Origin of the sequence: Streptomyces tropicalis (assembly GCF_029269835.1) — a bacterium.
Taxonomy (GTDB): Bacteria; Actinomycetota; Actinomycetes; order Streptomycetales; family Streptomycetaceae; genus Streptomyces; species Streptomyces tropicalis.
Map to the genome: position 1 here is coordinate 21,988 of NZ_JARJBB010000037.1, position 6,402 is coordinate 28,389.

At 74.2% G+C, this 6,402-nt stretch carries 5 protein-coding genes and 1 pseudogene; 3 read left to right on the forward strand and 3 right to left on the reverse strand.

Annotation, left to right across the window (positions count from 1 at the left end):
• Positions 1-15: 15 nt before the first annotated feature.
• Positions 16-1,719 (forward strand): MSCRAMM family protein, encoded by a 1,704-nt coding sequence (locus P3H78_RS31410; RefSeq protein ID WP_276112590.1) that lies wholly within the window; start codon positions 16-18, stop codon positions 1,717-1,719.
• A gap of 77 nt (positions 1,720-1,796) precedes the next feature.
• Here P3H78_RS31410 and P3H78_RS31415 read toward each other — a convergent pair whose 3' ends face one another.
• Positions 1,797-2,435 carry a hypothetical protein gene (locus P3H78_RS31415; RefSeq protein ID WP_276112591.1) on the reverse strand — a complete coding sequence of 213 codons (639 nt, stop codon included), beginning with the start codon at positions 2,433-2,435 and terminating at the stop codon, positions 1,797-1,799.
• A 233-nt stretch (positions 2,436-2,668) separates the two neighbouring features.
• Between P3H78_RS31415 and P3H78_RS31420 the strand changes: the two genes are divergently transcribed.
• Complete coding sequence (locus P3H78_RS31420; RefSeq protein ID WP_276112592.1) at positions 2,669-3,037, forward strand: hypothetical protein; 369 nt, start codon at positions 2,669-2,671, stop codon at positions 3,035-3,037.
• On the opposite strand, the gene P3H78_RS31425 is transcribed toward P3H78_RS31420, so the two are convergent.
• Positions 3,034-3,900 carry a hypothetical protein gene (locus tag P3H78_RS31425; RefSeq protein ID WP_276112593.1) on the reverse strand — a complete coding sequence of 289 codons (867 nt, stop codon included), beginning with the start codon at positions 3,898-3,900 and terminating at the stop codon, positions 3,034-3,036. The genes P3H78_RS31420 and P3H78_RS31425 overlap by 4 nt on opposite strands.
• 161 nt (positions 3,901-4,061) lie before the next feature.
• A complete protein-coding gene (locus P3H78_RS31430) occupies positions 4,062-5,780 on the reverse strand; it encodes a hypothetical protein (protein ID WP_276112594.1) in 1,719 nt (572 codons plus the stop codon).
• 371 nt (positions 5,781-6,151) lie between these two features.
• On the opposite strand from P3H78_RS31430, the pseudogene P3H78_RS31435 reads away from it, so the two are divergent.
• A pseudogene (locus tag P3H78_RS31435) lies at positions 6,152-6,402 on the forward strand (hypothetical protein); the annotation flags it as partial.

Here is a 6,402-nt window from a genome sequence, read left to right on the forward strand (position 1 = left end):
GAGTTCACCCCCGTCATGCACGCACCTCTCGTCCGCGCGTTGTCGCGCCTGGCCGCCACCGCCATCGCCGCCGCGGCGGCCGGCACCCTCGCCTGGTCACCCGCCTACGCGGCCCCGGCGGACGGCCACGACAAATTCGGACCGGGCTACGCGATCCCGGACAGCGACGGCCACGCCGCCAGCTCCCACATCGGCGCGTACGGGCCGCCCGGCATGACGGTGTACGGCAACTACGAGACGTTCTGCGCAGATCCTGAGCGCAAGGGCCCCGACGCGGCGGGCGGCTACAGCGGCCCGAAGACGGTCGAGCACTGGACGTCCTCGGTCACCGGCCGACCCGTGCCCGACGCCCACCTCGCCTACGCCTCCTACATCGTGGGCAAGTACGGCCAGACCCGGGACGCGGCCCAGGCCGCCGCGGTGGATGCGGCCGTGTACGAGTGGCTGGCCGGCGGCGCCTACGGCATCGACGGCGCCCGTGGCAAGCAGCGTCTGGCCTATCCCGAAGTGGACCCGTCCGCCCGGACGACGGCGCTCGGCTACCTGGTCGAGGCCAAGAAGTACGCGGGCCCCTACCGGCTGACCGTCACCCCGGAGGTGACCCAGACCGAGGCCGGGAAGAAGGTGACGGTCACCGTCGCGGTCATCGCCCAGCTCTCCGGAGCCAAGGTGCCCGGCGTCAAGGTCGCGCTCGCCGAGGCGGGCAAGGACGGCGAGAGCGGGCAGGTCACCACCGGCCCGGACGGCACCGCCGGCTGGGAGTTCACCGCCGACACCAAGGGCACCGCCACCGTCCGCGCCACGGCTGCGAACCTGCCCGGCTCCCAGCTGAAGATCCTCACACCCCGCGACAGCCGGGCGCAGCGGATGCTGCTGGCCGGCGACACCACCACCGCGAGCGCGGAGGCCGCCGTCCAGGTCACCGCCGCCCCCGGAGGCGTGACCATCCACAAGAAGGACCCGGGCGGCGAGCGCCTGGTCGGCGCCGCCTTCCAGCTCACCGACCCCGCCAACGGCAAGGTTGTCGCCGAGGGCAAGACCGGAGCCGACGGCACCCTGGCCTTCGACGACCTCACGCCGGGCACCTACCGGCTGCGCGAGACGGACACCGGCAGCCGACTGCACGAGCGGGTGCCCGACCAGGACATCACCATCACCGAGGGAAAGACCGCGGCCGCCAACCCCATCACCGTCATCGACCCGTTCAAGCAGGGCGAACTGCTGGTGAAGAAGACCGACAAGGCGACGGGCAAACCGCTCGCCGGAGCGGTCATCACGATCAACGCCGACACCCTCGACGCCTCCGGCAAGCACACCCGGGGCAAGGAGATCGCCCGTCTGACCACCGGCAAGGACGGCACCGCCAAGCTCAAGCTCGACGTGACGCTCAAGAACGGCACCTCGTACTGGGCGAGCGAGACGACCGCGCCGGACGGCTACCGGGCCGACGCCGCGCCCCAGCGCTTCACCGCCCGCCCCGGCGCCCAGGTTGCCGTCACCCTCGCCGACTCCAAGAGCCCCACCAGCCCGCCGGCCACCACACCGCCCCCGGCCGCACCCCACCAGCCGGCCACGCCCACCGCGCAGCTCGCCCACACCGGCTCGGCCAACACCACCTGGCTCATCGGAGCGGTCGGCGTCCTGGTGGCCGCCGGTGGCGGCGCCGTGTGGGCCGGATCGCGCCGACGCCGCCAGGCGAAGACGCCCGACAGCCAGTGACCGCACGCCGGGCGGGGCACCGTGCGCCCCGCCCGGAGACGAGTGAGGCCTTCACCGGGCCCGGGACGCGCCAGTGGTCACCCGTCGGCGGCGGGCGCCGTCAGTTCCTGCTCGGCATCCCGTACCCGGGCGCGGTCGGCCTCTCGACGCCGTCGCCGGGCCAGCGCGTGCACGGCACCGCACACCACCGACACCACGAGGGCGGTGCTCATCGCGATCGCCGCCGTGGTGGACAACTGCTGTGCCTGGGAAAGGAGTTCCTCAGGCCGCGCGGAAGCGGGATCGAGCCGGGTCTGTGTCACCCAGACAGCCAGTCCGCCGGCGGCCAGCAGACACCCGGCCACCACCCACGCGATCCACACGGTGCGCGGGGCCCACATCCGCGTCTCCATGGGCAGCCCCCTCTCGTGCCGGGCCGCGCGTGCCTCCTGGGCCTCCTGCCTGCGTACGGCCTTCTCCGCCACCACGCACCCGGCGGCCAAGACCCACACCAGCACCACGGCCACCGCGACGCCGGTGAACACCGCGCCCTCGGCCCGGGCCACCAGCGCCAGCGTGAAGACCGTGAACCCGAGCACCCCCAGCAGCGCGGAGGCGACCTCCCACCGCTTCGCCCACGGCGCGTCCTGCCCCGACTGCCACACCGCCCAGGCCCTGCTCCCGACCACGGCCATCACCACGGCGCACACGGCCAGCCACACCAACGCCCCAACCACAGGCCCTCCTTGAGTTCCCGCCCGCCAGGCGCGGCGCGGGCTGGGCCCGATCTTCAATGCCCCGCCGGCGTACCGCCAGGGCCATCCCGCCGGGCGGGCGCCGGACTGCGGTCCGGCCCGCCTGGGGCGCACGCGCAAAAGGGGACGCGGCCCGCCGGACGGGACGGGGGCTCATTGCCCGCCCGGGCTGGGGCGTGGTTGGCTCGGACGCCCCCTGCCCTGGAGAGACCGTGATGCGCCCCGACCCCGCCCTGCGCCCGTGGTCCGCGCTGAGCATCGGCGCGGTGGTCTGCGTGTTCGCCGCCGCTGTCCTGGGCGCACGCGCCGAGCTGAGTGTCGTGGCCGCCGTTCTGGGGCTGGCGGCCGTCGCCGCCTACGGCACGGCCAGGACGCGGAGCGGCCTGCCGTGCGCGGCCGTCGCCTGGCTGGGATCCGGGTGCGTTGCGGGCATCCTGAGCTGGGGCCTGGGCGAGGACTACCTGTTCGGCTACGCGCTGGCGGCCTTCGAGCTCATCGTCGGCGCGGTGTTGCTGCCCGGGCACCTGCGGCGCTCGGCCCGTCGGGCCGTCGCGGATGCCCGGGCGGGCCGCAGCGGGGGTTAGACCTCCGCCGGGACCTTCTCGGCAGAGGCTTCGGGAGCCTGCTCGGCCCCGCCGTCCGCGGTGCCGTCGGCAGCGGGCGCCGCATCCGCGTCGGTGTCCGCGTACGCGGTGTACATCGCGCTTCCCTGCTGGCGCGACTTCTCCGCGAGCTTCTTCTTGACCAGGGTCTCCAGGTTGTTGCGCACCGTCTGGATGGACGTCGCCCGGTCGGGATGGTCCTGCGCGAGCTGGTCGCGGACCTCCTTGGCGACGCGCGGCTGCCCGGGGGTCTTGAGGAGGATGTCCAGAGCGAGCTGCCACAGCGGCGGCCCCGGCTTCTCCTCGGCCGCGGCCTCGGCCGCCGGGGCTTCCGCGGCGGCGGCCGACTGTGCCGGGGCCTCCTTGGCCGTGGTCTTCTTCGCGGGGGCCTTCTTGGCTGTTGTCTTGGCCGCGGTCTTCTTCGCCGTCGTCTTGGCGGCCTTCTTGGCGGTGGTCTTCTTCGGCGCGGTCTTCTTCGCGGGCTGCTTGGGCTGCTCCTCCGTTACCGACTCGTCCTGCCGCTGCTGCGGAACGGTCTGGGGCGCATCGGCGACCGTCTCGGCCGGCGCGGCGGCTTCGGCCTGCTCGGCCGTGTCCGCCGACAGGACCTCGGCCTCAGCGGCGGCCGACTGGGCCTCGGGCGCGCTCGGTACCCGGACCTCGGGCAGACTGCCCTGCGCCTTGGCCAACCAGTCCTCCTCCGCCTTGAGCTGTTCCAAGCGCTCCTGGAGACCGGCGATCTGCGCGGTGACGTCGCCCTGCTCCTGGCGGTTGGCCGCGAGGTCGTCGGCGTACTGCTGCGCGTACTTGTTCTGGATGGGGGTCTTTGCGGGGTCGTCGGCCACTACAGCACTCCTTGTACCTGGGTTGTTGCTGCCGGATGCTACTCATTGTGAGAGGGCGGCAGTTGCTCTCCCGCACGATCGCCACCCTTGCGGTGAGCGTGGAGACCCGCTCGCGGCCGGCTCTCCACGCTCACCGGCGAGGCAGGTGGTGCTCCGTGATGTCACTGGGGCAGTTGCGCGTGGGCCTCGTCGGCCAGTTGCCGGGCGGCGTCTTCCCAGCGGGTCTGGGACGCGGGCCCGATGGCGTTGCCGAGGTCGGGCAGGACGGTGGAGGACAGGCGAAGGCCCTGGGCCGCGCATGCCGTACGCAGGGCGCGGAGCGCTTCGGCGGGCATCCGTGTGGTCGGAACCAGCCAGGGGCGGCGCCTGCCGGTGGCGATCGGCAGGTCCCACAGCACCTCGGCGGCGGCCTCGGCGACCCGTGACCGCAACGCGGTCTCCCACTCCTGGTCGGACAGGGTGCGCGTGACATGCGTACCTGCCGCCTCGTCCCACCCGGCGCCGTTCTGGTGCTGCAGGTGCGCGATCCAGCCGTCCCGTGCCGATTCCCACCGTGCTCCCCACCGCTGCTGGCCGGCCTCGTCGGTGTCGTTCAGGAACAGGCGCCTGGCGAGCCCGTCCTCGAGCTCGTCGGCGGCGGCCTGCGCGCCGTGGTGCCGGGCGAACTGGGCGAGGCGTTCTTCGTACGCGGCGTAGTCCTCCAGCGCGGCCGGGCCGGAGTTCTCAAAGGCCCGCCAGGCGCCCTCGATCCAGGCCCAGACCTCTCCTTGGGGGGTGAGGCGCACTTCGGTGACCTCCCGGCCCGGCAGGCGGGGCATGTGCCGCCAGGGGGCGAGGGTGAGGTCGGCGGTGCTGGCGGCGGCGCGCGGCAGGCCGGTGGGGGAGGCGTCGATGACGACGTGGCTGAAGGCGCGGTCGAGGGCGGGGTGGCGCAGCAGGAGGGCCAACTGCCGGGCCTCGTCCGGGCCGTCGGCGCCCGGGGCGGAGCAGCGGACGAAGGCGTGGCCGAGGCCGGGCATGGGACGGACATGGCGGTCGGGCTCCTGGGACACGGCGGCGAGCCCGGGGTCCGCCTCGGGCCACTGGCGCTCCTGCAGACCCGGCCCGCTCTGCCGGCCGCGCGCGGTCAGCAGATACAGGACGCGGTGGCCCCGGCCGGACAGTGCCTGGGCCAGGCCGGCGGCCAGAGAGCTGCACCCGTGGCCGCCCTTGGAGTTGACGACCGCGATGACGCGCGGGCGCCGGGGCCGCGTCAGCAGCTCCGGGTGCGGTCCGGCGATCTCCGCGTCCTCGGGCAGCGCCGTGCGGAAGTCCACCGTGTCGTGGTCGGCGAAGAGGCGGATGCGGCGCAGCACCGTGCTCGCACGCTCCCGGCCGGCCGCCGTCCCGGCCCAGCGCACGTCCTGGACAGGGCTGATGTCCGGGCGTCCGGTCAGGGCCGCCCGGGCGCTCAGCAGCGCCGGACCATGGTCGCGGGGGAGCAGCAGGGTGCCGCCGGCCGGGCCGGCCAGGGCCATCCACCGTCCGGTGGTCGTGCGCTGCTCGAGGCCGGATGCCCCGTGGCCGTCGGCGGCACCCGCTCGCAGAAGGCATCGCACCACGCGCTCGCGCTGCGATGCGGCGGCGGCAAGGATCAGCGAGTCCTCGCGCGGGCCAACCCAGGCCAGCGCGAAGGGGCCGCCCTGGTCGTGGGGGCGGTGCGCGCCGAACTCGCCGACGAGCGCGGCCAGGACGCGCGCTTCAAGGTCTCGTTGGCCGTCGGTGGATGCGGCGGGAAGCACATCGCGGTGGCGTCGCACCTCGTCGAGCGCGAGGGCATGAGGCTCGCCGGTACGCAGGCGGCGGGCGCGGGTGCGGCGCTGGTTGCTGGTCGTGGCCACGGCGTACTCCGTTTCGGCAAGGCTCACGTCCCGGCACCGCAGCCCTGCAGGAGTCGTCCTGGGCACTGAAGGTGAGGACTAGCCGTGGCCGGTTTCGCCGCCGAAGAACGCGCCGTGAAAAGCCGGGTATCGACGCACGCGGTCGGGCCGCCGTACAGCCCTGTCCGCCCGCACCATAGCAGCGCGCCCACGCCCGTCCACGCCATGACGGGACCGCGTGTCACCGCCCCCCCGGTCCCGTGCCATGCGCCCTGCCCAGCATCCGCAGCCCCTTTTCGTCCGCCCGGCGGAACGTGCCCGCTGCGCCCCGCCGCACGCCGCGTAGCCGCCGCACAGTGAGGTCGATCATCGGAACGGCGAAGGGAGCATCTATGGGCACGTCGCGGTGGCGTGGGCTCGTGAACTCCGGCCCGCGACGGCCGCGGGCCTTCACGCAGGACACAGCGCAGGTCCTGGCGTTCGACAAGAAGACCCGGCAGCTGCGCTACCTGCCGGCCGGCGAGGGCAACGGCGAGATGGAACCGGGGGTGACCTGGCGCGGCCACGTCGCCCGCGGGATGTTGCTGTGCCCGGCGCCCGGCTGCGGCCTCCCGTTCGGCCGGGTCGTCGCCGGAGGAGCGCG

Excerpts from the sequence above, each read along its gene's own strand:
- P3H78_RS31410 (WP_276112590.1), top strand. The coding sequence starts at position 16 with ATGCACGCACCTCTCGTCCGCGCGTTGTCGCGCCTGGCCGCCACCGCC.
- P3H78_RS31420 (WP_276112592.1), top strand. The coding sequence starts at position 2,669 with ATGCGCCCCGACCCCGCCCTGCGCCCGTGGTCCGCGCTGAGCATCGGC.